Origin of the sequence: Streptomyces sp. HM190, assembly GCF_009857135.1 — a bacterium.
Classification (GTDB): domain Bacteria; phylum Actinomycetota; class Actinomycetes; order Streptomycetales; family Streptomycetaceae; genus Streptomyces; species Streptomyces heilongjiangensis.
This window is the reverse complement of sequence record NZ_CP047318.1, coordinates 7,607,272-7,632,570: the sequence shown is the minus strand read 5'-3', so window position 1 is coordinate 7,632,570 and position 25,299 is coordinate 7,607,272. Positions and strand designations below refer to the sequence as shown.

Genomic DNA, 25,299 nt, shown 5'->3' with positions numbered 1-25,299 from the left:
GCTCATGATGGTACTCCCGCGGAGCGCGCGGGTTCGGACATCTCGCGCCCCCGGCATCGGAGGTATCTCATGAGCGGTCTCCCGCTTTCCGGCATCACCGTCGTCAGCATCGAGCAGGCGGTGGCCGCACCGTTCGCCACCCGGCAGCTGGCCGACCTCGGCGCCCGCGTCGTCAAGGTCGAGCGCCGCGGGGAGGGCGACTTCGCCCGCCGCTACGACACCACCGTGCACGGCGAGTCCAGTTATTTCGTGTGGCTCAACCGGTCCAAGGAGTCGCTCACCCTGGACCTCAAGTCGGGGCGCGGCCGGGAGGTGCTGGACCGGCTGCTGGGACGCGCCGACGTGTTCGTGCAGAACCTGGCACCGGGCGCCGCGGCCCGTCTCGGCCTGGGCACACCGGAACTCGCCGAGCGCTTCCCCTCGCTGATCACCTGCTCGGTCTCCGGGTTCGGCAGCAGCGGGCCGTGGGCCGACCGCAAGGCCTACGACCTGCTGGTGCAGTGCCAGACCGGGCTGGTCTCCCTGACCGGCGACGAGCACGGCACGGCCCGGGTCGGCATCTCGATCGCGGACATCGCGGCCGGCATGTACGCCTACTCCGGCATCCTGACGGCCCTGTACACCCGCGCGGCGACCGGAGCCGCGCGGGCGGTCGAGGTGTCGCTGTTCGAGGCGCTGGCGGAGTGGATGAGCCAGCCGGCCCACTACACCCGCCACTCCGGCGTCCAGCCCCCGCGCCTGGGCACCCGGCACGCCACCATCGCGCCGTACGGCACCTACACGGCCGCCGACGGCAAGGACGTCCTGCTGTCCGTGCAGAACCCGCGCGAGTGGGCGGCCCTGTGCGAACGTTTCCTGTTGGCTCCCGGGCTCATCGACGACCCGCGCTTCGCCACCGGCTCCGCCCGCGTGGCGCATCGCGCGGAACTCGACGCGATCATCGCCGAGCGGTTCGCGGAGTCGGACAGCGACGAGATCCGAAAGGTCCTGGACGAGACGGGCATCGCCAACACCGTCGTGAACGACGTGCGGGCGTTCCTGGACCACCCGGTGCTCGCCGGGCGTGATCGGTGGAGGGACGTACGGATACCCGGCGGGACGTCCGTTCCGGCGCTGCTGCCGCCGACCGACCTGGCCGGTGTCGCACCGCGCATGGGCCCGGTCCCGGCACTGGGCGAGCACACCGACGCGATCCTGCGCGAACTGGGCTTCGGGGTCGCCGAGACACAGGCCCTGCGCGCCGAAGGCGCGGTCTGACCCCTTCCCCGCTCATCTCCCGAGCAACCCGTTTCCCCACCACCGCCGCACCGAGGAGCCATGGCCATGGGCACATACGACGTCCTGTCCGAGGAGGAGTACTTCCTCGTCAGGACCGTGCGCGATTTCGTCGACAAGGACGTCCGTCCCGTCGTACGGGAACTGGAGCACGCGAACACCTACCCCGAAGCACTCATCGAGCAGATGAAGCAGCTGGGCGTCTTCGGACTGGCCGTACCGGAGGAGTACGGCGGCACGCCGGTCTCCATGCCCGCGTACGTCCTGGTCACCGAGGAACTGGCCCGGGGCTGGATGAGCCTGGCCGGCGCGATGGGCGGGCACACGGTCGTCGCCAAACTGCTGGCGCACTTCGGCACCGAGGAGCAGAAGCGGCGTTACCTGCCCGGGATGGCCACCGGCGAGATCCGCGCGACCATGGCGCTGACCGAGCCTGGCGGTGGTTCGGACCTCCAGGCGATGCGCACCGTCGCCCGCAAGGACGCCGACGGCTACCTCGTCAACGGGTCGAAGACGTGGATCACCAACTCCCGCCGCTCCCAGCTGATCGCCCTCCTGTGCAAGACGGATCCGGACGCGAGCCCCGCCCACCGCGGCATCTCCGTCCTGCTGGTCGAGCACGGTCCGGGGCTGACCGTCTCCCGTGACCTGCCCAAGCTCGGTTACAAGGGCGTGGAGAGCTGCGAACTGTCCTTCGACAACCACCGGGTCCCGGCCGACGCCGTGCTCGGTGGAGCCGAGGGCCAGGGATTCGCGCACATGATGAAGGGGCTGGAGACCGGCCGTCTGCAGGTGGCCTCCCGTGCCCTGGGCGTCGGGCGTGCCGCGCTGGAGGACGCGCTGGCCTACGCCCAGGAGCGCGAGTCGTTCGGCAAGCCGATCTGGCGGCACCAGTCCATCGGCAACTACCTCGCCGACATGGCGACCTCGCTCACGGCCGCCCGGCAGCTCACCCTGTACGCGGCACGTGAGGCGGAGGCCGGACGCCGGGTGGACATGGAGGCGGGGATGGCCAAGCTGTTCGCCTCGGAGACGGCCATGCAGATCGCCCTCAACGCGGTGCGCATCCACGGCGGATACGGCTACTCGACGGAGTTCGACGTGGAGCGGTACTTCCGGGACGCGCCCCTGATGATCGTCGGTGAGGGCACCAACGAGATCCAGCGCAACGTGATCGCGAGCCAGCTGATCAAGCGAGGAGGACTTGACGCATGAAGATCGTGGTGTGTGTGAAGTACGTGCCCGACGCCACGGGCGACCGGCACTTCGCCGATGACCTGACCGTCGACCGCGACGACGTGGACGGTCTGCTGTCCGAGCTGGACGAGTACGCCGTCGAGCAGGCGCTGCAGATCGCCGACGAGGCCGACGACGCCGAGATCACCGTTGTGACGGTGGGTCCGGAGGACGCCAAGGACGCGCTGCGCAAGGCGCTGTCGATGGGTGCGGACAAGGCGGTCCACGTCGAGGACGACGACCTGCACGGCACCGACGCGATCGGCACCTCCCTGGTGCTGGCCAAGGCGATCGAGAAGGCCGGCTACGACCTGGTGATCTCCGGGATGGCCTCCACCGACGGCACGATGGGTGTCGTCCCGGCGCTGGTCGCCGAGCGGCTGGGCGTCCCGCAGGTCACGCTGCTGTCCGAGGTCTCCGTCGAGGACGGCGTGGTCACGGGCCGCCGTGACGGCGACGCCGCTTCCGAGCAGCTTCAGGCGTCCCTGCCGGCGGTCGTCTCGGTGACCGACCAGTCGGGCGAGGCGCGCTACCCCTCCTTCAAGGGCATCATGGCGGCGAAGAAGAAGCCGGTGGAGTCCTGGGACCTGTCCGACCTGGGCATCGAGGCCGAGGACGTCGGCCTGGAGGGCGCCTGGACGGCCGTCGACTCCGCGGCCGCGCGTCCGGCCCGCACCGCCGGCACGATCGTGAAGGACGAGGGCGAGGGCGGCAAGCAGCTCGCTGAGTTCCTCGCGGGCCAGAAGTTCATCTAAGGCCCCTTACGGCTCGGCCCGGCAGCCCCCCTGCGGCCCGGCCCCGGGCCCCCTGCGGCGCGGGCCGGTCCCCTGGGGCCCGGCCGGTCCCGAGTCCCGCACGTCCCCTCAGACTTCGTGATTCCGCTAGGAGAACCATTTCCCATGGCTGAAGTTCTCGTCTACGTCGACCACGTGGACGGCGCCGTCCGCAAGCCCACCCTGGAGCTGCTGACCCTGGCCCGCCGCATCGGCGAGCCGGTCGCGGTCGCGCTGGGCGCGGGTGCCGCCGACACCGCCGCCGTGCTCGCCGAGCACGGCGCGGCCCGGGTCCTCACCCACGACGCCGCCGAGTACGCCGACTACCTCGTCGTGCCCAAGGTCGACGCGCTGCAGGCCGCCGTCGCCGCCGTCTCCCCGGCCGCCGTGCTGGTCCCCTCCTCCGCCGAGGGCAAGGAGATCGCCGCCCGCCTCGCGCTGCGCACCGGCTCGGGCATCATCACCGACGCCGTCGACCTGGAGGCCTCCGACGAGGGTCCGGTCGCGACACAGTCGGTGTTCGCCGCGTCCTTCACCACCCGCTCCCGTGTCTCCAAGGGCACCCCGGTCATCACGGTCAAGCCCAACAGCGCCGCCGTCGAGGCCGCCCCGGCCGCAGGCAGCGTGGAGGCGCTGGAGGTCACCTTCTCCGCGCAGGCCACCGGTACCAAGGTCACCGGCCGCACCCCGCGCGAGTCGACCGGGCGTCCGGAGCTGACCGAGGCCGCGATCGTGGTCTCCGGCGGCCGCGGTGTCAACGGCGCGGAGAACTTCGCGCTGATCGAGGCCCTCGCCGACTCCCTCGGCGCGGCCGTCGGCGCCTCCCGCGCCGCGGTCGACGCCGGCTGGTACCCGCACACCAACCAGGTCGGCCAGACCGGCAAGTCCGTCTCGCCGCAGCTGTACATCGCCTCCGGCATCTCCGGCGCGATCCAGCACCGCGCCGGTATGCAGACCTCGAAGACCATCGTCGCCGTCAACAAGGACGCCGAGGCCCCGATCTTCGACCTCGTCGACTACGGCGTCGTCGGCGACCTCCTCGACGTCGTCCCGCAACTCACCGACGAGATCACGACCCGCAAGGGCTGACCGCCGGCCCGATCACGGCGTACGAGGAAGGGAGACACCATGACAGGACTCGCCGACGCACTCGCGGGATGGTCACCCGCGGAGGTGCGCACGACCGACGTCATCGACCCGTGGCCCGTGGCGGCCTTCTCCGCCCTGCTGGACCTGCCGGGCACCGCGGCCGCGGAGGGCGAACCCCTGCCACCGGGATGGCACTGGTTCTCCTTCCTCGACCACCCCCGGCAGTCCGCACTGGGCGTGGACGGGCATCCGGCGCACGGCCACTTCCTGCCCCCGATCCCGGACCGGCGTCGCATGGTCGCGGGCGGACGGATCCGGATCCACCGCCCGATGCACGTCGGAGACCACATCACCCTCGCGCCCACGCTGCACGACGTCCAGGTCAAGCAGGGACGCAGCGGGGAGATGGCGTTCGTGACGGTGCGCCGCTCCTTCCTGCGCGGCGCCGACCTGCTCGTCACGGAGGACCAGGACATCGTCTACCGTTCGCAGCCGGCCGGCGCGCCGCGCGCCCCGGAACCCGCCGCGCCCCCAGCCCCCGCGGAGGAGCCGCAGCCCGACTGGAGTCTGGCACTCGCTCCGGACGCCGCCACCCTCTTCCGCTTCAGCGCCCTCACGTACAACGCGCACCGGATCCACTACGACGTCCCGTACGCCACCGGCGTCGAGGGGTATCCCGGGCTCGTGGTGCACGGGCCCCTGCTGGCCCTGCTGACCCTCGAACTGCCGCGACGTTTCGCCCCCTCACGGCCGGTGGAGACGTTCGCCTACCGGCTCCGCAGGCCGGCCTTCGCAGGGACCGGGATCACGGTGCGCGGATGGTGCGGCACCGACGGCGGGGAGGCGGCCCTCTGCGCCGGTGCCCTCGGGGCCGACACCTCGATCCGGGCGACCGTGTCCTTCGGCACGGCCTGAGCGCGCCGCCCCGGTCGTCGCCGCCCCGGTCGTCGCCGCGGGCGGACAGAGCATGTCCGCCCGCGGCGGGCGCGAGGGCGGCGGGTGGTGCGCACCCGTTCATGACCACGGCCGTCCCGTCCGGCAGGCGCTCGCCGCCGACGCCCGCCGCGATTAGGGTGGAGCCACCTCCGCACCTGGAGGGGAGAGACGGCCAAGGCCGTCGGGAGAGTGAAGTACCGCCATGAGACTCCACGCCCTGCTGGACCAGCCCGGCTTCGGGCTGCATCAGCTCACCGGTGACGCCTCCGGCCCGGATGCGGAGATCAGGGGAGCGCACGTGCTGGAGGTGGCGGAACCCCTGCGCTGGGTGCCGCCGGGGTGGATCATCCTGACCACCGGGTTGCGCCTGCTCCGGCGGCCGCAGGAGCAGCGGCGGCTCATCGCGGATCTCGCCCGTGGAGACATCGCCGCCCTGGGCTTCGGGGTGGGGGTGGTGTTCGAGGACGTGCCGAGCGCCCTATTGGAGGAAGCACGCGCGCGGCAGTTCCCCGTCTTCACGGTGCCCGAGAAGACCTCGTTCCGCGACCTGGTGCGCTTCGTCGACGGGGAACTGCTCAGCCAGGAGTCCCATGTCCTGCGCCGCACGATCGGCGTCCGGGACCGGATGATCGAGGCGATGGGCGATCCGGAGCCGGAGGCAGCCCTCGTGCGCCGCGCGGCGCAGTCCCTGCGCTGCGCGGTGACCCTGTTCGACCATGTGGGCCACGTCCTCACCACCAGCCACCCGGAACACACCGACGAGCAGTGGCGGTACATCGGGCAGCAGGCCCGCGGCCCCGCGCACGACCCGCTGTCGACCGGTCCGGTCCAGGCCGTGCGGGTGCTGGTCGAGGACACCCCGGTGCGGTGGCTCGCGGCCACCGCCGGGCCGACCTCGCTGCAGTACGCCTCCGTGGAGCGCGCGCTGCGCGACGGGGCCCTGCTGCTGACCGCGCTGCACCGGATGCGCCGCCACGAGGCGCGGGCCCTGCGATCCCGGCAGGCCGGGCTGCTGCGGGACCTGCTCCTGCGCGGCGAGGAGTGGGCCGGTGACCCCGCCGCGGAGCGCGCACTGACCGAACGCGCCATGGGCTTCGGCATCGACCTCACCGGCCCCGGCTGCACCGTGCTGGTGCTGGCCGACCCGGACGGCCGGCCGCTCGACGCCGACACCGTCACCGAGGTCGGCCGGGACCTGTCCCGCGAGGGCCGTGCCTGCCTGGTCGCCCCGGTGGAGGGCCAGGCCGTGATCGTCCTGGGGGACCCGGAGGCGGTGGACGCGGTGCTGGTCCTGCCGTCGATCCGCTCCCTCGCGGTCGGAGTGGGCGGCCCGTCCGGCACGACGGCCGGTCTGCCCCGCTCCTGGTACGAGGCGAGGCTGGCGTGCGCCCGTGCCCGCCGGCTGTCCGGTCGTAACGGCCGTGCGGTGGTCCGGCAGGAGCAGCTGGGCATGGTGGAGTGGATGACGCTCCGACTCGGCCTCGAAGAACTGGAGCCCAGGGCGCGCACGATGCTCGCACCGCTGCTGAAGGACCGTCAGCTGCTGGACACGCTCCGGCACTACCTCGCCACCCACCGGAACGCCTCGCAGACGGCGCGCGACCTGATGCTGCACAAGAACACCCTGGGATACCGGCTGCGCAGGATCGAGCAGCTGCTCCAGGTCGATCTGAACGACCCGCGCGACCTGACCGAGGTGCAGGTCGCCCTCACCGTCCTGGACGCGTGACAGCGCTTTCCGAGGCCGACGGCCGGTTCCCGCAGGACGTCGTGGACGCGGTGCCTGTCGTGCACAACACGGCGCCGGGGATCTGTGAACTCCGCCCAACGACCCGGTCCGTGACTGCTGCCTAGTCTCCTCGCGTCACCCGCTGCCCGAGGAGGAAACGTGTCCTCAGACCTCGTCAGCCGAGAACCAACGGCTGACCGTCTCCGCTGCCCCGTCCCCGGCCGCCGCTCGGCCGAACTCGACCGCAGACGCCGCGCGGCCGTCTCCTCCGGGGTCGGCGTGCTGCTCCCGGCCTACGCCGACCGGGGCGAGGACGGTGTGGTCGTCGACGTGGACGGCAACCGGTTCATCGACCTGGCCTCCGGTGTCGCCGTGACCACGGTGGGCAACCGCAACCCCCGGGTGGTGGCCCGGGTGCGCGACCAGCTCGACCGGTTCACCCACACCGGCTTCTTCCTCACGCCGTACGAGAGTTACGTCGAGGTGGCCGAGGAACTGAACCGTCTGACACCCGGTACGCACGAGAAGCGCACGGCCCTGTTCAACTCCGGCGCCGAGGCGGTGGAGAACGCGGTGAAGATCGCCCGCACCGCCACCGGGCGGCGGGGGGTGATCGCCTTCGACCACGCCTTCCACGGCCGGACGAACCTCGCGATGGCGCTGACGGCGAAGAACCAGCCCTACAAGGCCGGGTTCGGGCCCTTCGCCGGTGAGGTCCACCGCGCCCCGATGGCCTACCCCTACCGGTGGCCCTCCGGCCCCGAGCGCGCCGCGCAGGAGGCCTTCGAGGCGTTCCGCACGCTCGCGGAGAAGCAGGTCGGCGCCGAGAACACGGCGGCCGTGATCCTCGAACCCATCCAGGGCGAGGGCGGCTTCGTCGTTCCCGCTCCCGGTTTCTTCCGCGAGATCGCCCGGTGGTGCGCGGACAACGGGGCGGTCTTCATCGCTGACGAGGTGCAGACCGGCATGTGCCGCACCGGCGACTGGTTCGCCTCGTCGTACGAGCACACCGTGCCGGACCTGGTGACCACCGCCAAGGGCCTGGCCGGTGGGCTGCCCCTGTCGGGGGTGACGGGACGCGCCGAACTCATGGACGCGGCGGGCCCCGGCGGCCTCGGCGGCACCTACGGCGGCAACCCGCTGGCGTGCGAGGCGGCCCTGGGCGCGATCGAGGCGATGGAGGAGGGCGGACTGGGCGTGCGGGCCCGGGAGATCGAAGCCCTGTTCAGGACCGGCCTGGGCGCGATCGCCGACCGGCACCCCAGCGTGGGCGAGGTCCGTGGACGCGGCGCGATGATGGCGCTGGAACTGGTGGAGGACCCCGACACCAGGCGGCCGGCCGCCGCGCTGACCCGCCGCATCCAGCAGTACTGCCTCGACGCGGGCGTGCTGGTGCTCACCGCCGGCACGTTCGACAACGTGCTGCGCTTCCTGCCGCCGCTGGTCATCAGCGACGAGCAGCTGACACAGGGCCTGGCCGTCCTGGGTGAGGCGTTCGACGCGCTGGCCTGACGCCTCGGCGGCGGGACGGACGCAGAATCCCTCCCCGCCGGTCGCCCCTCCCCCTTCCCGCCGGAGCCTTCCCGCCCCTGGTCGCGGCGAGGTTCCGGCCGGCCCCCACAGCCCCCTTCCCGACACCGGCCTCAGCCGCGTTCCGGTCCCCCGCCCCCTCCCGTGCCGTGCCCCGTGCCCGGGAGCGGGCGGCGGACCCCACACCCCGACCGCCCCGCCGAGAAAGCGAGAGCAGATGAACACCACCGCGCAGCCCCAGGGCTTCTGGATCGGGCGCCACAGGGCGACCTCGCCCGAGTCCTTCGAGGTGCGTTCCCCCTACGACGACACGCTCGTCGCGCGGGTCGCCGTACCCACCGACGAGCAGGTGGAGCAGGCCGTGGCCCAGCTGGCCGCCGCGGCCCGGCCGGCCCGTGAGCTGAGCGCCCACCAGCGTGCCGCGGCCCTCGACCACGTATCCCGTCGGCTGACCGAACGCGCCGAGGAGATCGCGCGGACCATCACCGCCGAGAACGGCAAGCCCATCCTCTGGGCGCGCGGGGAGGTCGCCCGGGCCGCCTCCACCTTCCGCTGGGCGGCCGAGGAGGCCCGGCGGTTCTCCGGCGAACTGCAGCGGCTGGACACCGACGCGGCGTCCACGGGCCGGATGGCCGTGACCCGCCGCTTCCCCATCGGGCCCGTCCTCGCGATCGCCCCCTTCAACTTCCCCCTCAACCTGGTGGCCCACAAGGTCGCCCCGGCACTCGCGGTGGGCGCGCCGGTGCTGGTCAAGCCCGCTTCCAGCACACCCCTGTCCGCGCTGCTGCTGGGCGAGATCATCGCCGAGACGGACCTCCCGGACGGCATGGTCAGCGTCCTGCCGCTCTCCGGCCGCCGCACCGGCGCCCTGGTCACCGACCCACGGCTGCCGGTGATCTCGTTCACCGGGTCCGAACCGGTGGGCTGGGGCATCAAGCAGCAGGCGTGGAACAAGCACGTCACCCTGGAACTCGGCGGCAACGCGGCGGTCGTCGTGCACGAGGACTGGCCCGATCTGCGGGCGGCGGCCGAGCGCATCGCCCTGTACGGCACCTGCCAGGGCGGCCAGGTCTGCGTGAGCGTCCAGCGGGTGCTGGTACACGAGCGGATCGCCGAGGAGTTCACCGCGCTGCTCACCGACGCGATCGGGGCCATGCGCCAGGGCGACCCGACGGACGAGGACGTCCAGGTGGGACCCGTCATCGACGAGGAGAACGCGGCGCGGCTGGAGTCCTGGATCGAGGAGGCGGTCGGCGCCGGGGCCGGGCTCCTGCACGGCGGCACGCGCAAGGGCACCACCGTCGAGCCGACCCTGCTGCGTGACGTCCCGGACGGCACCCGGCTGGCCGAGGAAGAGGCGTTCGGACCGGTTCTGGAGATCAGCGCCTACCGCGATCTCGACGAGGCGCTCGCCCGCGTCAACTCCTCACGCTTCGGACTCCAGGTCGGCGTGTACACCACCGGCATCGACACCGCGTTCCGGGCGCACCGCGAGATCGAGGCGGGCGGCGTACTCATCGGAGAGGTGCCCACCTGGCGGGCCGACCAGATGCCCTACGGCGGCACCAAGGCCTCCGGCGTGGGCCGCGAGGGGGTCCGGTACGCGATGGAGGACATCACCGAGAGCCGCATGCTCCTGCTGACGGGGCTGGCCCTGTGACGGCCGTCCGAGCCGGGCTCACCGGCGAGAGGTCGACCACTGATGACGAGACACGGAGCGTCGCGGAGATGACGGAACAGTTCAAGATCGCGGTGGTGGGCGGGACGGGTCCGCAGGGACGGGGACTTGCCTACCGCTTCGCCGTCGCGGGGCACACGGTCACGATCGGGTCCCGCTCGGCGGAGCGGGCCGCCGAGACCGCGGAGCGGATCGCGGCGCGCCTGCCGTCGGGCCGGGTCGACGCCGCCGACAACCTCAGCGCCGTGCGGGGCGCCGGCATCGTCCTGCTCGCCGTCCCGTACGCCGGGCACGACGCGCTCGTCTCCGAGCTGGGCGGGGAACTCGACGGCAGGATCGTGATCAGCTGCGTCAATCCCCTCGGCTTCGACGAGCACGGACCCTACGGGCTCCCGCTGGAGCGCAGCGCGGCCGAGGAGGCCCAGCTGCTGGTGCCGCGGGCCCGGATCGTCGGGGCGTTCCACCACCTCGCCGCGGCGTCCCTGTGGGCCGGGGACGCGCCGCTGGCCCACGAGGACGTGATGGTCTGCGGTGACGACCGGGAGGCCGCCGCGGTGGTGGCCGGCCTCGCGCGGGCGGTGACCGGCCACCCGGGGATCGACGTGGGGCCACTGCGCCTGGCCCGGCAGCTGGAGCCGCTCACCGCCGTACTCATCAGCGTCAACCGGCGTCACAAGGTGCGTTCCGGTATCCGCCTGGAGGGCCTGCCCCGCGATCCCGCATCCTGATCGGGTCACCGGGGCGAGGAGGCGCCGACGGCGTCTATCCCCAGCGTCCTGATCGCCAGCCAGAGTCCGGCCCGCAGGTCCGCGTCGTCCAGATCGCCCTGCAGCAGAGTCCGGATCCTCTCCAGCCGCCAGCGCAGTGTGTTGCGGTGCACGGCGAGGTCACGTGCCGTGGCCTCGCCGTTTCCGTTGTTGGCGAGCCATGCGCGCAGCGTGTGCAGGGCGCTGGACTGCTGGCGGTCCGGCAGTGCCAGCAGCGGGCCGAGCAGCCCGGTCGCCCACGCCACGTGCGCGGAGTCGTGCGTGAGCGGGATGTAGGCGTGGTCGAAGTTCGCCTCCAGATCCACCAGCCGCCCCGGTTCCGCGCTCCTGGCCGCGGTCGACGTCCTGGCCAGCACTTCGGCCAGGGACGTGCTCTGGAAGGCGACCGCGCTGGCCGCGGTGAGCGAGTGGTCCGCCTTCAGCTGCTCCGCCGTCCAGGTGGGGGACCACGCGTTCTGCTCCGCGAGTACGACCAGGCAGCGATCGTCGCGCAGCGCGGTGAACTGGCGTGAGCCGGCCGGCACCCGGGCCTCGCACCGCTCCAGCAGGTCGACGAGGTCGCTGCCGCCGTGCACGACGGTCACCCGCAGCGGGAAGCGCGGCAGGTCCAGCCCCGTCTCGTAGCCGAGACGCACTGCCAGGTCGTAGTGGCCCGACAGGGCCGTCCCCAGCAGGGCGGAGCGGACGTCGAGCCGCGCCCAGAGCGTCTGCCGCTCGTGGTCGGCGTTCATCGCCAGCAGGAGCACCGCGGTCCTGATCACGTGCTGGTCGTGCGCCGTGAAGGCGGTCGAGCGCCGGATCACCAGCTCACCGCACGAGGTCCGTCCCACCACGACCGGCAGGACCAGGACCCGTTGGCGTCCGGTGTCGCGGACCGCCGCCTGCCATCCCTCGGCCGCTCCCCGCCCGACGTGGTGACCGGCCAACCAGGTCCCGAAGTCCTCCCCGTCGGGGGAGCTCCAGGCGAGGACCCGGCCGTCCACGTCCACCCAGCCGGCGTCCGCCCCCAGGGCCGCCGAGATCCGCTCCAGCAGCAGCCGGGGGCCCGCGCCGTCGGCGGCAGCGGCCAGCAGGGACTCGCTCGCGCGCAGCGAACCGCGCAGCGCCTGCTGCTCGTCGCGGACGGTCGACCTCCACACCGCCCGCTGCAGCAGGCTGAACGGGGTGGCCTCGGGGACGGTGAGCACGGGCAGACCGACCTCGTCCGCGGCCTCGACGAGGGGCCGGGGCACGTCCTCGTAGCGGATGCCGACCCCGAATCCCAGCCCGGCGGCGCGGGCCTCGTGGAGCCGGCGGACATAGGCGTCCGCCGCCTGCGGGTCGGCCGCCTCCAGCCACATGCCGGTGGTGAGAAGGAGCTGGTCGGGCTCCAGCCAGGGCGTCGGGTCCGGTTGCTCGGAGGTGTGCACGCTGTGGACGCTCCTGCCGAGTCCGGCCTTCCCGGCGACCACGGACAGTCCCAGTCCCGGTTGGCGGTACAGCCAGTTGACGGTCAGTTCTGACATGCCGGTCACCTCCGTGCGGCGTCGAGTGGTGTCGCGGTGCGCGCGGCGGCGGACGCGGAGCGCCGTGCGCTGTTCAACCTGCCCAGCACGGCCGGGCGATCGGTGCAGATGTTCCATGCCGTTCGCGCCAGCGCGGCCCGAACAATGCGCGTCACCAAGGCAAACCTCCGAACGAAGGAGTAGGGATGTCCACTTCCGATGTCGCCGTCCCGGCGGCCCAGGTGACGGAGGCAGACGACCCCCGCGTAGTGAAAGAGGCCGTGACGGAGGACTACTCCCGACACGTCGTGCCGGAGACGGCGAGGTCTGGCCGGTGGAGTCTGGCCATGGCCTGGTGGGCGTTGTTCAGTGCCATGTTCTGGCTCTACATCGCGGTGTCGGTCGCCCAGGCGGTCGGCAGCCGTGACGCCGTCATCGGCATGGTGCTCTCCGTCGGCGTCTACGGGCTGGTCAACAGCGTCCTGACCCGGCACGCCGTCCGCAACGGCCTCACGGTATCGCTGCTGTCCCGGCGCATCTTCGGCAACCTCGGCGCGGCCGTCGCCCCGCTGCTGTTCGGTGCGACGGCGGTGTACTACGCGGTGTTCGAGGGCTCCATCATCGCCGTCGCCCTGCAGAAGTACTTCGCTCCCGACAGTGACATACGGCTGTGGTACCTCGTGGTGGTCCTCTACGCCATGCCGCTGGTCATCGGTGGCGTGCAGGTGTGGCTCGACAAACTCAACGGCTTCCTGCTGCCCTTCTACGTGATCGGTCTGGTCTACATCGTCGTCGCCGCCGGCAACGCGCACGGCTTCTCCGACGGCTTCCTGCACATCCCGTCGCCCGGTCCCGCCTCGGTTCCCGGCTGGCTGTGGGCGTTCTGCATCTACATGGGCGTGTGGATCATGATGATGTACACCATCGACTACGCCCGGTTCGGCAAGAAGAAGGACGCCACCTTCCACGGCGTGGTGACGTTCGGGTACGTGTTCTACGCGGCGACCTTCCTGGCCAACGGTCTGGTCGGGCTGTTCATCATGAACACCGTCTACCCGGGGCTGGCCGCCAGCGAGGTGGGACTCGTCGACGCCACCCTGGAGGTGAGCGGTTTCGTGGGCCTGGTGGTCATCTTCGTCAGCCAGACCCGCATCAACACGGCCAACTACTACCTGGCCTCCACCAACCTGGAGGCGTTCGCGGCCCGCTACCTGAGACTGCGCTGGCCACGGCTGGCCTGGGTGGGCATCGCCGGCGCCCTCGTGTACCTGCTGATGCTGACCGACGTGCTGTCGTACCTGCTGCGCGCGCTGGCCTGGCAGGGCGTGGCCGTGGTGGCCTGGGTGGCGATCGCGCTCACCCACATCGCGGTGGCGCCGCGGGACCCGCACGGCCTGGTCGAGTTCCGTCCCGGCCGGGTGCCCGCCTTCCTGCCCGGTGCCTGGGCGATCCTCGTGGCCACGGCCGTGGGCATCTTCATCACCGAGGAGGGCACGCCGGGCTCCTGGTACGTGCTCACGGCGCCCCTCATCACCTTCGCCCTGGCGGCGGCGGTGTACGCGGTCGCGCTGAGAGCGGGCGGGAGCCGGCTGCTCAAGCGCAGGCACGACCCCCGGGACGAGATCGACGACGTGTGGCGGCAGAGAGTGCGCTGTCATGTCTGTGACCGCTCCTACACGGCAGTGGAGATGGATCGTGATCCCTCCGCGGGGCAGGACCTGATCTGCGCCGCGTGCGCGGAGGGCAGTGGCGCCTTCATGGCGGCCGTCCGCGCGGAGGCGAGGTCGCTGGAGAGCTGACCCCGGGGAGGTTCGGGGCACGAAGGGCGGTGCGGTCGGTGGACCGCACCGCCCTTCGCCGTTCAGTCCCGGAAGGCCGGGATGACCTCCTTGGCGAACAGCCGCGCCGACGACAGGACGTCGGCTCCGCCGATGCCCGGCAGCTGCGTCCAACAGGTCAGCTCGGTCATCCCGAGCCGGTCGCGCAGCTCGGTGATGCGCTGGATCGCGTCGTCGGGCGACCCGATGATGTAGCGGTTCTTGAACGTGTCGAAGCTGACGGTGGCGGAGTCCTCGATGACGGCCCCCGCGTCGTTGCGGAGCTGCCGCTCGCCCTCGGCCGACTTGCGTCCGTACAGCTCGCGGAAGAGGTGGGTCACCGCGGGGGCCGCGATCCTCTCCGCCTCCTGGCGGGTCTCGGCGACGTAGACGCCCCGCATGATGGGCAGCTCCTGCGGCTGGAACCCGGCGTCGTCGCACGCCTGCCGGTAGACCGCGAGGTGCTCGGCCAGTTCGTCGATGGTGTGCCGGGGGGAGCCCACCCAGACGGCCCGGCGCTGGGCCGCGCGGCGCAGCATGAGCTTGCCGGACACGCCGTACCAGATCGGGGGGTGGGGCCGGCGGACCGGGCGGGGCATCAGGCGGGTCTCGGGAATGCTGAAGAACTCGCCCTCGTAGCTGAAGGTCTCGTTCGTCCACGCGGCCTGGAGGATGTCCATGGTCTCCTCGAACCGGCGGGCGCGGGTCGCGTAGGGCACCATCAGGCCCGCGAACTCCTCGGTCACGTACCCGGGGGCCATGCCCAGCCGCAGCCGTCCCCGCGAGATGTTGTCGACGACCGCGGTGTCCTCCGCGAGCTTGACGGGGTTGTAGAGCGGTGCCAGGAGGATGTTGGTGGTGAGCTCCAGCCGCTCGGTGACGGCGGCGACCGCGGCCAGCACCGTCAGGGGGGACGAGTTGTGGCCGTCACGCTGGAAGTGGTGCTCGGTCACATGGACCGAGTCGTAGCCCAGCGCTTCGATCTCCGGCGCCAGCCGGATGAAGTCCGCCACGGCGTCAGCCCAGGTCATCTCACCGTCGGGGGGCACCACCATGCCGAAACACAGACCGAACTTCATACTGCTGTCTCCTTGTGTCCGCATATGAACAGCGACGTGGGACTCATGCTGATGCCGCTGTCACACGCCGGACCACTGGGCAATGCCTGAGAAAAGCGCCCCGTACTGGTGCGGTGCACCAGGCCGGACGAGGTGGGCGGGAACGGTGGCGAGATACCGGGGCGGGCCGTGGATCAGCGGACGTGGGCGGCCGTTTCCCGGGGCAGGCCCTGCTCGCACCAGATGGTCTTGCCGCGACGGGTGTGCCGGGTGCCCCACCGCTGGGTCAGCGCGGCGACCAGCATCAGCCCCCGGCCGCCCTCGTCCGACAGCCGGGCCCGGCGCAGGTGCGGAGCGGTGTTGCTGCCGTCGGTGACCTCGCAGATCAGGGTGGCGACGTTGAGCAGCCGCAGCCGGACCGGCGGCTCGCCGTACCGCAGGGCGTTCGTGACCAGCTCGCTGACCACCAGTTCCGTGACGAAGCCGAGCTCCTCCAGCCCCCAGCCGGCCAGTCGGTCCGCGGCCCAGGCGCGCGCCGTCGCCACGGCGGCCGGGTCGTCCGGGACGTCGAGGGTGGCCTCCTTGTCGGCACCGAAGGTGCGGGTGCGGGCGACGATCAGCGCCACGTCGTCCGCGCGGTCCTGCGGCAGGACCGTGTCGAGGACGTGGTCGCACACCGTCTCCAGCGGGGCCGCGGGGTGCGACAGCGCCGAGCACAGCCGCCGCAGACTCAGCTCGGCGTCCGAGGGGTCCAGCAGCCCGTCGGTGTACAGCGTCAGCAGGCTGCCCTCGGGCAGCCGGACCTCGGCCGCCTCGTACACCGCGTTGCCCAGGCCGAGAGGCGGGCCGGCCGGCAGCGGCAGCTCACCGGCCTCGCCGTCCGGCGTCACCACGACGGGCGCCGGATGGCCGGCCCGGGCGGCCACGCAGCTGCCGGAGACCGGGTCGAACACGGCGTACAGGCAGGTGGCGCCCAGGTCGGCGGCGTCCATGGAGGTGTCGTCGCCCGCGGCGGCACTCTGGTCGACCAGGTCGTCGAGATGGGTCAGCAGTTCGTCCGGCGGCAGGTCGACGTCGGCGAGCGTGCGCACCGCGGTACGCAGTCTGCCCATCGTGGCCGCCGCGCCCAGGCCCCGGCCGACGACATCACCGACCACGAGCGCCACCCGCGCCCCGGACAGCGGGATCACGTCGAACCAGTCGCCGCCGGCCCCTCCCACCCCGTGGGCGGGCAGATACCGGGAGGCGGCCTCGACCGCCATCAGGGACGGCAGCCGGCTGGGGAGCAGGCTCTGCTGGAGCGTGAGCACGGCCGTGCGTTCCCGGGTGAAACGCCGCGCGTTGTCCAGGCACACGGCGGCGCGGGCCACCAGTTCCTCGGCGAGGAGCCGGTCCTCGTCGGTGAACGGCTGCTCCCTGGAGCGGATCAGCACGGTGACGCCCAGCACCGTTCCCCTGGCCCGTACCGGGACGCACAGGATCGACCGGTAGCCGTACCCCCGGACGCTGGCGGCGCGCGCGGGCTGGTCCCTCAGCCAGGCCTGCGCGGCGGGCTCGCTGAACAGGTGGGTCACGGAGCGGCCGCCCGCCATGCTGCGCACGGCGGGCGAGTGGGGCGGGTAGAAGTCCACCTCGCCCGGCTGCAGCAGGGCTTCGGGGGCGCCGGGGCGCACCGAGTGGTTCGCCACCCGGCGCAGGGCGACCTGCCCGGTGAAGGGGCCGGGTTCCTCGCCCTTCAGCAGGGTGTCCAGCAGGTCGATGTTCACCCACTCGCCCAGCAGGGGCACGAGTTCCTCGGCGAGTTCCTCGGCGGTGCGCCGCACGTCGAGGGTGCTGCCGATACGGGTGCCGGCCTCGTTCAGCAGGAGCAGCCGGTCCGCCGAACCGTTCGGCTCGGTCACGTCCTCGGCGGTCAGGCACAGTCCGGTGACGGCTCCGTCCGGGCCGCGCAGCGGCTGGGCGGTGATCGAGAGGGCTCGCTCCGTTCCCGCGGCGGGCCCGACCGTGCGGATCCCCGTCGCCGGAGCGGGCTCGCCGGAGTCGAGCACCTGCCGCATGCGGGCCTCCCAGGCCGCGGTCTGCGGGCCGGGGAGGATCTCCGTCACGCGGCGCCCGAACCAGGCGTCGCGCTCGTCCGGGGCTCCGACGAGCCGGGCCATGGCCGGATTCTGCCGTGTGCAGCGCAGCGAGGTGTCGTACACCGACAGGGCGACCGGGGAGTCGGCGAAGAGCCAGTCGAGGACAGCGGCGTCGCTCGGCGCGGACCGCCGAGCTGCCTGTGGCCCGGCTCGGACTTCTTCGTACGTCATGGGCTGCCGCCTCACCGGTGGTGGCGCGCACGGGGCGTCGCCTGAGAGCCCCTGTCCCCAAGTATGCGTGCCGCCCGGGGACGCGCCAATGCGATGCGTCCTGGGCACCGCCCGAAAAATTCCGCCGCGATTCGTGCCGTGTGACAATTGTCGGCGGATCTCCCGGTGAACGACGCTGGGCGGCACCGAGCGCACCCTCGGATCAGGAGGAAATCGCGCATGACAAGAATCTCTGCGATCGACATCAATTGCGATATGGGCGAGAGCTTCGGCAATTGGGTCATGGGACGGGACGAGGAGATGTTCCCGCTGATCACCACGGCGAACATCGCGTGTGGTTTCCACGCGGGTGACCCGACGGTGATGCGGCGGACGGTCCGCATGGCCAAGCAGCACGGTGTGGCGGTCGGCGCGCACCCCGGCTACCACGACCTGGAGGGCTTCGGCCGACGCCGGATCCAGCTCGGTCCGGACGAGGTGGGCGCGCTGCTCACCTACCAGATCGGCGCGCTGCGCGCCTTCCTGGACACGGAGGGCATGCCCCTGCACCACGTGAAGCCGCACGGCGCGCTGTACAGCTTCCTGCGCGACGACGAGGCCGCCGGGCTGGCCGGCGCGCGGGCGATCCACGCGCTCCTTCCCGGCGTGATGATCTACTGGCCCGCGCCGGCCTTCGGCACCGTCTTCTGCGACGAACTGCGGCAGCTGGGGCACCCCGTCGTGGGGGATCTGTACCCGGATCTCAGCTATGACGAGAACGGCACCCTCGTCATCAAGAGGAAAATCACCGAGACCGATATGGATTTCGCCCTCGGTCAGGTGAGGCAATTCCTGAAGAGCGGGCAGGTGCATACCGAGGCCGGAACGCTCGTGGACATGACTGCAGGCAGCATCTGCGTCCACGGGGACGGGGACCACGCCGTGGAACTCGCGGCGGCGGTCCGGCAGACGGTCGTGGACGCAGGGGTCGCGGTTCAGGCGGTGTCGGCATGACGGCACGTCTGGGAGTGCTCACCGAGCCCCCGCGGGGAACGCACTACACCTTCGGCGGCGACGAGTGGATCGTCGTGCAGCTGAGCGAGGCCATGAGCCTCGACGTCAATCTCAAGGCACAGGTGCTGACCCGGGCACTGGCCGAAAAGGCGCTGCCCGGCATCGTGGAGATCTGTCTGTCGAACGCCTCCTACATGGTGCGCATCGACCCGGACGTGGTGCGTCCGACCGTCCTGGTCGAGCAGCTGCGCGAGCTGGAGGCCGCCCACTCCGACTTCCGGTCCATCACCTTGCGCACCCGGATCGTGGACGTTCCGGTGCTGTTCGAGGACGAGTGGACGGCCGCGACCGTGCAGCGGTTCCGCGACCGTCACCAACGCCCGGACCTGACCGACCTGGAGTTCGCCGCCGAGCTGAACGGCTACGGCAGCACGGACGAGTTCATCGACGCCATGGTGTCGGCGCCGGCGCTGGTCTCGATGATCGGGTTCGTGCCCACCGTGCCCTGGGGCTATCAGCTCGTGCCGGAGGAACGGCAGATCGAGGTGCCCAAGTACGTGCGTCCGCGCACCTTCACCCCGGAGCGCGCCTTCGCCTGGGGCGGCGCCTTCTCCGCCATCTACCCGGTGGACGGGGCCGGCGGTTACCAGCTGTTCGGGATGTGCCCCGCCCCCATCGTGCAGCCCGAGCAGAGCTTGCACGACTTCCGCGAGAGCTTCTCCTTCCCCCGCCCCGGGGACCTGTTCAACTACCGCCGGATCGAGCGCGAGGAGTTCGACGAGATCAGGGCACGGGTCACGGAGGGCTCGTTCCGCTACCGCCTCGCCGAGCTCGACTTCACGCCCGCCGAATGGTTCGCCCGTCCCGACGAGACCGTCGCCGCCATGCAGGAGCTGCTCTATGGCGCTTGAGATTCTGCGCCCCGGACTGATGACCACCGTCCAGGACGAGGGCCGCACCCAGGGGTACGCGCTGGGCATGCCGCCGTCGGGCGCCATGGACCGGTTCAGCTACCACGTGGCCAACGCCCTGGTCGGCAACCCGTCGGGGGCCGCCGTGCTGGAATGCACCTACCTCGGCCCGGAGATCGGGTTCTCGCAGGCCACGACCTTCGCCGTCACCGGTGCCGACCTGCCCGTCCACCTCAACGGCAAGGAGATCCAGCCCTGGGCCTCGCACCGGGCCGAGGCCGGTGACGTCCTCGGTTTCGGTTTCCTGCGCTCGGGCGCCCGCGCCTACATCGCGGTCGCCGGCGGGATCGACGTGGAGCCGGTGATGGGCTCGCGGTCCACGTACACCCTGTGCGGGATGGGCGGCTTCCAGGGCCGGGCACTGAGGGCGGGAGACCTGCTGCCGGTGGGCGCGGACGCGACCGGCACCCCCGGACGCAGCCTGCCGGCCGCTCTGGTGCCGGACTTCGCGGGACCGGCCGAACTGCGGGTGGTGGTCGGACTGGCCAGCTACCGGGTCACCCCCGACAGCCTGGCGGCGTTCTTCGAAACCGAGTGGCAGGTCACACCGGACGCCAACAGGGTGGGCTACCGCTATCGGGGCGGCTTGGTGGAGTGGGTGCCGCGCACCCAGCCGCGGGGTGCCGGCAGCGACCCCGCCAACGTGGTGGACATCGGCTACCCGATCGGATCCATTCAGATCCCCGGCGGGACCGAACCGATCGCCCTGCTCAACGACGCGGTCACCGGCGGCGGCTACGCCACGATCGGCACCATCATCAGTTCCGACATCCAGGTGGCGGGCCAGACCAAGACCGGTGACGTGACCCGGTTCTGCCCGGTGTCCATCGACGCGGCGCTCGGCGCCAGACAAGAGGCCAGGGCCCGGCTGGCCAAGGCCCGCGAAGCCATCGAGGCCCGGTCCTGAGGACCGAGCCGATCCTGAGAGGACCGCGCATGAGCGAGGAAAAGACCGTGGCGGCACCATTCCCCGGGGTGTTCTACCGCCGCCCCGACCCCGAGTCGCCGCCTTTCGTGAACGTCGGCGACGTGGTGGAGGCGGGCACGGTGGTCGGCCTGATCGAGGTCATGAAGATGTTCCAGGAGATCCAGGCCGGGGCGTCCGGACACGTCACCGCCGTCCTCGTCGAGAACGAGCAGGCGGTCGACGCGGGCCAGACCCTTCTCACCGTGGAGTGACTTGTGAGCACACAGACGACACCCCTCACCCGGGTCCTGGTCGCCAACCGCGGTGAGATAGCCGTGCGCGTCGTACGCGCCTGCCACGACCTGGGCATCGAGGCCGTGGCCGTGCACTCGGCACCGGACGCCGACGCCCTGCACGTCCGGGAGGCCGACGGGGCCGCCCTGCTCGGCGGCCCGCAGGCCAAGGAGAGCTATCTGCGCATCGACCGCGTGGTCGCCGCCGCCCTGGAGCACGGCTGCCAGGCCGTCCATCCGGGATACGGCTTCCTCGCCGAGAACCCGGAGCTGGCGAGGGCCTGCGCCGAGGCGGGACTGGTCTTCGTCGGGCCGGCCGCCGAGGTGATGGAGGCCGTGGGCAACAAGGTGCGGGCACGGGAGATCGCGGAGCAGGCCGCCGTGCCGGTAATCCCGGGCAGCGGAAACCTGTCCTCGGTCGACGAGGCCGTCGCGTTCGCCGAGAGGGTCGGGTACCCGGTCATGCTCAAGGCCGCGGCGGGCGGCGGTGGCCGCGGGATCCGCCGGGCCGACGACGAGCCCACCCTGCGGACCTCCTTCCCGCAGGCGGTGCGTGAGGCGGAGGCCGCCTTCGGTGACGGGTCGGTGTTCCTGGAGAAGTGCGTGATCGACCCGCGCCACGTGGAGGTGCAGATCGTCGCCGACCGGCTCGGCAACGTGGTCCACCTCGGCGAACGGGAGTGCTCGCTCCAGCGCCGGCGCCAGAAACTGGTCGAGGAGAGCCCCGCGCCGCGACTGGAACCGCGGGTCCGCGACGAGCTGTGCGCGGCGGCCGTCCGGCTCGCCAAGCAGGTGGGCTACACGAGTGCGGGCACGGTGGAGTTCCTCGTCGACCCGCGGTCCGGGGAGTTCTACTTCATCGAGGTCAACGCGCGGATCCAGGTGGAGCACGGGGTCAGCGAGCTCGTCACCGGCGTCGACATCATCGGGGAACAGCTCCGCGTCGCCTCGGGCCTCCCGCTGAGCGTGACGCAGGACGACGTCACCTTCCGGGGTGCGGCGATCGAGCTGCGCGTCAACGCGGAGAACCCCCGCCAGAACTTCTTCCCCTCGCCGGGACAGGTGACCCGGCTGCGGTGGCCGGGCGGTCCCGGCATCCGCGTGGACAGCGGGCTGGAGGAGGGGGACCGGATCCAGCCCTACTACGACTCGATGATCGCCAAGGTGCTGGTGACCGGCCGCACCAGGGACGAGGCGGTGGCGCGGGCCCGCAGGGCGCTGCGTGAACTGAGCGTCGAGGGCGTGCACACCACCGCCGAGCTGCAGCGTTCGATCCTCGACTGGGACACGTTCACGGACGGCAGCTTCCACACGGGGTCCCTGGACGGGTTCATCGCCTCCTGGACCGCGTCCTGATCACCGGCCGGCCTGCTTCCTCTCCCACCTTGCGGGCCGGCCGGACCGCCCGCCGGCCCTCGCCGCTCCGCGGGCACCACCACCTCCGCCCCGTTCGAAGGATGAGCCGTGACCTGTCCCGTGAGCTACGACGAGAGCGCCGGCCTGTGGCGGGTGCGGGATCCGGAGCTGGTACGCCGGGTCTTCGCCGACCCCGAGCGGTTCAGCCCGGCCAACGCCCTCACCGCCCACACCCGACTCGGGGTACGGGCCCTGCGGATCCTGTCCGCGGCCGGGTTCGCGCTGCCGGCGGTCCTGGCGAACCAGACCGGTCCGCGGCACCGCTCGGTGCGCCGGGTCGTGGCCCGTTTCTTCACCCCTGACCGGGTGGACGCCCTGGAACCGGTGGTCCGGCGGCTGAACGCCGCACGCTGGGCCGCCGTGCGGGCCCGCCTGGCACGAGGCGAGGAGGTGGACCTGGTCGCCTCGGTGGCCGACGACGTGCCCGCCCTGGTCCTGCTGGAGCTGCTCGCTCTGGACGACGTGGACGTTCCCGAGCTGAAGCGCTGGAGCCGTGACTCCCTCGACCTGTTCTGGGGCGTCCCCACCCCCGAGGAGCAGGAACGCCTCGCCCGCTCCGCGGCCCGGTACTACACCTGGCTGCGGCAGCGCGCCTCGGCCGCCCGCCGGTCACCCGGAGCGGACCTGTTCGGAGCGCTGGTGCGGCACGGCCTGGCCGACGACGAGGTCTGCTCGGTGGCCTACTTCCTGCTCGTCGCCGGACACGAGACCACCAGCATGCTGATCTCCTCGGCCCTGCGGCTGCTGTCCGCCGACCCGGGAACACGAGCCGCGGTCGCGGCGGACGCCACCCGGGCCGACCAAGTCGTCGACACACTCCTGGCACGCGAGTCCTCGGTCCCCACCTGGCGGCGCGTGACGCGCGAGGAGACGGTCCTGGGCGGCACCCGGCTGCCCGCCGGGGCGCCGCTGCTGCTGCGGCTCACGGACACCTCCGACACCGGTGAGCTCGCCTTCGGCTGGGGCGCGCACCGCTGTCTCGGGGCACGTCTGGCCCGTATGGAGACGCGCGTCGCCGTTCAGGACGCCGCCGCGGCCATGCCGGAGGTCGAAGCAGTCGAGCCGGACCCTCCCATGATCGACCTGCTTTCCTTCCGGGCGCCCCAGCGGGTGCGGGTCCGCCTCCGCCAGGACATCCGGCACGGCCGCGGTGCGGTCCCCCGGACGCGTCCCTCGACGACACAGGAGCCGGCCGCATGAGCGACGCACACCCGCTCACCGAGGACGTGGCGGTCGCACGCACGTTCCTGTTCGTTCCGGGTGACCGGCCGGACCGTTTCGGCAAGGCCGCCGCCTGCGGAGCCGACGTGGTGATCCTGGACCTGGAGGACGCGGTCGCCCCCGACCGCAAGGAGGAGGCCCGCGGCCACGTCGCCGCCTGGCTGGACGCGGGGAACCAGGCGGTGGTGCGCGTCAACGGCGCCGGCACCGCGTGGTACGGCGACGATCTCGCCGCCCTGGCCGGCCGCACTGGCGTGGTCATGGTCCCCAAGGCCGAGGACCCGGCCGAACTCGCCCGACTGGCAAGGACGTTGCCCGTCGGCACGGGCATTCTTCCGCTGATCGAGACCGCCGCCGGGATCGTCGGGGCGGTCGGCGTCTGCGCCGCCCCCTCGGTCGTCCGCGCCGCCTTCGGCAGCGTCGACCTCGCCGCGCAACTGGGAGTGGAGCACACCTCCCACGACGCCCTCCGGCACGCCCGGTCCGCGCTGGTCCTGGCCGCCGCCGCGGCGGGCCGGCCCGCTCCGGTCGACGGGGTGACGACGGACGTGCGGGACGAGACGGTGCTGCGGGCCGACCTCGGCCACGCGGTCACCCTCGGCTACGGCGGCAAGTTGTGCGTGCATCCGCGCCAGGTCCCGCTCGCCAACGAGGGGTTCAGCCCGACGCGGGAGCAGGTCTCCTGGGCACGCGATGTCGTGGCGGCGGCGGGCGACGGTTCGGTGACGGTCGTCGACGGGCAGATGGTCGACCGCCCGGTCCTGCTGCGCGCGCGGGCGGTGCTCGCGCGGGCCGTCCCGGCCGGAGCCGGCTCGCCGCCCGCGCGGGGAAGCGGACCGGCCGGCACAAGGCTCGATCGCTCGTGACCGCCACGAACGCCTCGGCACGCGGGAGCGCTTCGGATACTTCCGACGCAGCCACCCGAGCAGTGCGACGTTGTCACCTGGTCTTCGGAGAGCTGAGAAATCCTGTCGGTCCTCGCGCAGGCTCTCGCGTGATTTCCTGAAGCGCTCTGCGGCACTCCTCAATAGACGCTCGCGGAGAGCATGCCGCCATCCACCACAAGATGGTGACCGGTAATCCAGCGAGACGCCGGAGACACAAGGAACAGACACGCGTCCGCGACGTCCGTTGCCTCTCCCAGTCTCCGCAGAGGAGCCTGCCGCTCCCAGCGGTCGATCCCGTCGGGCCACTCGTCCCTCAGCGACGGCCGATGAACGAGTCCCGGGGAGACCGTGTTGACGCGGATCCCCAGAGGGCCGAGTTCCTGGGCGCAGGAGCGGGTCAGCATGACGACGGCAGCTTTGGAACTACTGTAATGACTGTGCTCCGGGCCGGGGCTGAGGGCAGCGATCGAGGCCACATTGACGATCGCCCCGAAACCTCCTGCACTCATCGGACCGACGGCTTGTTGTGTGCAGAGGAACACCGATTCCACGTTGCTCGCATACATGGTCCGCCAATCGGACAGACTGATCTCGGTGAACGGCTTGACTGGAAAGACTCCAGCAGCGTTCACCAGGATGTCGAGCGTTCCCCACCTTTTCATCGCGGTGCTCATGAGCCGCTGGACCTGCTCCGCATCGGAGAGTTCCGCTCCTACCGCAATCGCGCAGCCGCCTGCGGCCTCGATCTCTCGGACCACCGCCTGCGCGCCGTCTTCGTTGCCACGGTAGTGCACGATTACCTTCGCGCCGGCTTCTGCCAGTCGAAGAGCCACGGCGGCACCTATCCCCTGAGACGCGCCCGTGACGACGGAGGCGCGGCCGTCCAGCCTCAGAAGGGAATCGACGGACGGTATGGCGGTATCCGTCACT

The 25,299-nt window shown here is 71.9% G+C and carries 21 protein-coding genes; 17 read left to right on the top strand and 4 right to left on the bottom strand.

The window, feature by feature from the left end:
• Positions 1 to 69 precede the first annotated feature (69 nt).
• The 9 genes from GSY65_RS32665 (at position 70) to npdG (ending at position 10,974) form a co-directional block, all read left to right on the top strand.
• Complete coding sequence (locus GSY65_RS32665) at positions 70 to 1,257, top strand: CaiB/BaiF CoA transferase family protein (RefSeq protein ID WP_159775311.1); 1,188 nt, start codon at positions 70 to 72, stop codon at positions 1,255 to 1,257.
• A gap of 66 nt (positions 1,258 to 1,323) precedes the next feature.
• Positions 1,324 to 2,490 (top strand): acyl-CoA dehydrogenase family protein, encoded by a 1,167-nt coding sequence (locus GSY65_RS32660; RefSeq protein WP_159776640.1) that lies wholly within the window; start codon positions 1,324 to 1,326, stop codon positions 2,488 to 2,490.
• Positions 2,487 to 3,266: an electron transfer flavoprotein subunit beta/FixA family protein gene (locus GSY65_RS32655; RefSeq protein ID WP_159775309.1), complete on the top strand. Its 780-nt coding sequence runs from the start codon at positions 2,487 to 2,489 to the stop codon at positions 3,264 to 3,266. Before GSY65_RS32660 ends, GSY65_RS32655 begins: the two co-directional genes overlap by 4 nt.
• Before the next feature lie 144 nt (positions 3,267 to 3,410).
• On the top strand, positions 3,411 to 4,373 hold the full coding sequence (locus GSY65_RS32650; protein WP_159775307.1) for an electron transfer flavoprotein subunit alpha/FixB family protein: 963 nt from the start codon (positions 3,411 to 3,413) through the stop codon (positions 4,371 to 4,373).
• A 39-nt stretch (positions 4,374 to 4,412) separates the two neighbouring features.
• Positions 4,413 to 5,288, top strand: a complete 876-nt coding sequence (locus GSY65_RS32645; RefSeq protein WP_159775305.1) for an FAS1-like dehydratase domain-containing protein — start codon at positions 4,413 to 4,415, stop codon at positions 5,286 to 5,288.
• Positions 5,289 to 5,511: 223 nt separating this feature from the next.
• Complete coding sequence (locus tag GSY65_RS32640; RefSeq protein ID WP_159775303.1) at positions 5,512 to 7,038, top strand: PucR family transcriptional regulator; 1,527 nt, start codon at positions 5,512 to 5,514, stop codon at positions 7,036 to 7,038.
• 159 nt (positions 7,039 to 7,197) lie between these two features.
• Complete coding sequence (gene gabT, locus GSY65_RS32635; RefSeq protein WP_159775301.1) at positions 7,198 to 8,550, top strand: 4-aminobutyrate--2-oxoglutarate transaminase; 1,353 nt, start codon at positions 7,198 to 7,200, stop codon at positions 8,548 to 8,550.
• Positions 8,551 to 8,785: 235 nt separating this feature from the next.
• Positions 8,786 to 10,228, top strand: a complete 1,443-nt coding sequence (locus GSY65_RS32630) for an aldehyde dehydrogenase family protein (RefSeq protein ID WP_159775299.1) — start codon at positions 8,786 to 8,788, stop codon at positions 10,226 to 10,228.
• 68 nt (positions 10,229 to 10,296) lie between these two features.
• Positions 10,297 to 10,974: an NADPH-dependent F420 reductase gene (gene npdG, locus GSY65_RS32625; protein ID WP_159775297.1), complete on the top strand. Its 678-nt coding sequence runs from the start codon at positions 10,297 to 10,299 to the stop codon at positions 10,972 to 10,974.
• A gap of 5 nt (positions 10,975 to 10,979) precedes the next feature.
• Here the strand turns inward: npdG and GSY65_RS32620 are convergent, their stop codons facing one another.
• The gene (locus tag GSY65_RS32620; RefSeq protein WP_159775295.1) at positions 10,980 to 12,518 is read right to left on the bottom strand and encodes a PucR family transcriptional regulator; all 1,539 of its coding nucleotides are present in this window, start codon (positions 12,516 to 12,518) and stop codon (positions 10,980 to 10,982) included.
• Positions 12,519 to 12,703: 185 nt separating this feature from the next.
• Between GSY65_RS32620 and GSY65_RS32615 the strand changes: the two genes are divergently transcribed.
• Entirely contained in the window at positions 12,704 to 14,296 is a 1,593-nt protein-coding gene (locus tag GSY65_RS32615) for a purine-cytosine permease family protein (RefSeq protein ID WP_159775293.1), read from the top strand.
• A gap of 62 nt (positions 14,297 to 14,358) precedes the next feature.
• Here GSY65_RS32615 and GSY65_RS32610 read toward each other — a convergent pair whose 3' ends face one another.
• Positions 14,359 to 15,393, bottom strand: coding sequence for an LLM class flavin-dependent oxidoreductase (locus tag GSY65_RS32610; RefSeq protein WP_159775291.1), 1,035 nt, complete (start codon positions 15,391 to 15,393; stop codon positions 14,359 to 14,361).
• Positions 15,394 to 15,566: 173 nt separating this feature from the next.
• On the bottom strand, positions 15,567 to 17,681 hold the full coding sequence (locus tag GSY65_RS32605) for a SpoIIE family protein phosphatase (RefSeq protein ID WP_159775289.1): 2,115 nt from the start codon (positions 17,679 to 17,681) through the stop codon (positions 15,567 to 15,569).
• Positions 17,682 to 17,900: 219 nt separating this feature from the next.
• On the opposite strand from GSY65_RS32605, the gene GSY65_RS32600 reads away from it, so the two are divergent.
• From GSY65_RS32600 to GSY65_RS32570, 7 genes are all read left to right on the top strand, one after another.
• On the top strand, positions 17,901 to 18,674 hold the full coding sequence (locus tag GSY65_RS32600) for a 5-oxoprolinase subunit PxpA (RefSeq protein ID WP_159775287.1): 774 nt from the start codon (positions 17,901 to 17,903) through the stop codon (positions 18,672 to 18,674).
• Positions 18,671 to 19,585 carry a 5-oxoprolinase subunit B family protein gene (locus GSY65_RS32595; protein WP_159775285.1) on the top strand — a complete coding sequence of 305 codons (915 nt, stop codon included), beginning with the start codon at positions 18,671 to 18,673 and terminating at the stop codon, positions 19,583 to 19,585. The genes GSY65_RS32600 and GSY65_RS32595 overlap by 4 nt, the downstream gene beginning before the upstream one ends.
• A complete protein-coding gene (locus GSY65_RS32590) occupies positions 19,575 to 20,552 on the top strand; it encodes a biotin-dependent carboxyltransferase family protein (RefSeq protein WP_159775283.1) in 978 nt (325 codons plus the stop codon). The genes GSY65_RS32595 and GSY65_RS32590 overlap by 11 nt, the downstream gene beginning before the upstream one ends.
• A 29-nt stretch (positions 20,553 to 20,581) precedes the next feature.
• On the top strand, positions 20,582 to 20,824 hold the full coding sequence (locus GSY65_RS32585; RefSeq protein ID WP_159775281.1) for an acetyl-CoA carboxylase: 243 nt from the start codon (positions 20,582 to 20,584) through the stop codon (positions 20,822 to 20,824).
• 3 nt (positions 20,825 to 20,827) lie between these two features.
• Positions 20,828 to 22,201 carry an acetyl-CoA carboxylase biotin carboxylase subunit gene (locus GSY65_RS32580; protein ID WP_159775279.1) on the top strand — a complete coding sequence of 458 codons (1,374 nt, stop codon included), beginning with the start codon at positions 20,828 to 20,830 and terminating at the stop codon, positions 22,199 to 22,201.
• A 108-nt stretch (positions 22,202 to 22,309) separates the two neighbouring features.
• Positions 22,310 to 23,461 carry a cytochrome P450 gene (locus tag GSY65_RS32575; protein WP_201452744.1) on the top strand — a complete coding sequence of 384 codons (1,152 nt, stop codon included), beginning with the start codon at positions 22,310 to 22,312 and terminating at the stop codon, positions 23,459 to 23,461.
• Positions 23,458 to 24,348, top strand: a complete 891-nt coding sequence (locus tag GSY65_RS32570; RefSeq protein ID WP_159775277.1) for an HpcH/HpaI aldolase/citrate lyase family protein — start codon at positions 23,458 to 23,460, stop codon at positions 24,346 to 24,348. Before GSY65_RS32575 ends, GSY65_RS32570 begins: the two co-directional genes overlap by 4 nt.
• A 158-nt stretch (positions 24,349 to 24,506) precedes the next feature.
• On the opposite strand, the gene GSY65_RS32565 is transcribed toward GSY65_RS32570, so the two are convergent.
• Positions 24,507 to 25,298: an SDR family NAD(P)-dependent oxidoreductase gene (locus GSY65_RS32565; RefSeq protein WP_268978241.1), complete on the bottom strand. Its 792-nt coding sequence runs from the start codon at positions 25,296 to 25,298 to the stop codon at positions 24,507 to 24,509.
• Position 25,299 lies beyond the last annotated feature (1 nt).

Excerpts from the sequence above, each read along its gene's own strand:
- GSY65_RS32665 (WP_159775311.1), top strand. The coding sequence starts at position 70 with ATGAGCGGTCTCCCGCTTTCCGGCATCACCGTCGTCAGCATCGAGCAG.
- GSY65_RS32660 (WP_159776640.1), top strand. The coding sequence starts at position 1,324 with ATGGGCACATACGACGTCCTGTCCGAGGAGGAGTACTTCCTCGTCAGG.
- GSY65_RS32655 (WP_159775309.1), top strand. The coding sequence starts at position 2,487 with ATGAAGATCGTGGTGTGTGTGAAGTACGTGCCCGACGCCACGGGCGAC.
- GSY65_RS32650 (WP_159775307.1), top strand. The coding sequence starts at position 3,411 with ATGGCTGAAGTTCTCGTCTACGTCGACCACGTGGACGGCGCCGTCCGC.
- GSY65_RS32645 (WP_159775305.1), top strand. The coding sequence starts at position 4,413 with ATGACAGGACTCGCCGACGCACTCGCGGGATGGTCACCCGCGGAGGTG.
- GSY65_RS32640 (WP_159775303.1), top strand. The coding sequence starts at position 5,512 with ATGAGACTCCACGCCCTGCTGGACCAGCCCGGCTTCGGGCTGCATCAG.
- GSY65_RS32630 (WP_159775299.1), top strand. The coding sequence starts at position 8,786 with ATGAACACCACCGCGCAGCCCCAGGGCTTCTGGATCGGGCGCCACAGG.
- npdG (WP_159775297.1), top strand. The coding sequence starts at position 10,297 with ATGACGGAACAGTTCAAGATCGCGGTGGTGGGCGGGACGGGTCCGCAG.
- GSY65_RS32620 (WP_159775295.1), bottom strand. The coding sequence starts at position 12,518 with ATGTCAGAACTGACCGTCAACTGGCTGTACCGCCAACCGGGACTGGGA.
- GSY65_RS32615 (WP_159775293.1), top strand. The coding sequence starts at position 12,704 with ATGTCCACTTCCGATGTCGCCGTCCCGGCGGCCCAGGTGACGGAGGCA.
- GSY65_RS32610 (WP_159775291.1), bottom strand. The coding sequence starts at position 15,393 with ATGAAGTTCGGTCTGTGTTTCGGCATGGTGGTGCCCCCCGACGGTGAG.
- GSY65_RS32605 (WP_159775289.1), bottom strand. The coding sequence starts at position 17,681 with ATGACGTACGAAGAAGTCCGAGCCGGGCCACAGGCAGCTCGGCGGTCC.
- GSY65_RS32600 (WP_159775287.1), top strand. The coding sequence starts at position 17,901 with ATGACAAGAATCTCTGCGATCGACATCAATTGCGATATGGGCGAGAGC.
- GSY65_RS32595 (WP_159775285.1), top strand. The coding sequence starts at position 18,671 with ATGACGGCACGTCTGGGAGTGCTCACCGAGCCCCCGCGGGGAACGCAC.
- GSY65_RS32590 (WP_159775283.1), top strand. The coding sequence starts at position 19,575 with ATGGCGCTTGAGATTCTGCGCCCCGGACTGATGACCACCGTCCAGGAC.
- GSY65_RS32585 (WP_159775281.1), top strand. The coding sequence starts at position 20,582 with ATGAGCGAGGAAAAGACCGTGGCGGCACCATTCCCCGGGGTGTTCTAC.
- GSY65_RS32570 (WP_159775277.1), top strand. The coding sequence starts at position 23,458 with ATGAGCGACGCACACCCGCTCACCGAGGACGTGGCGGTCGCACGCACG.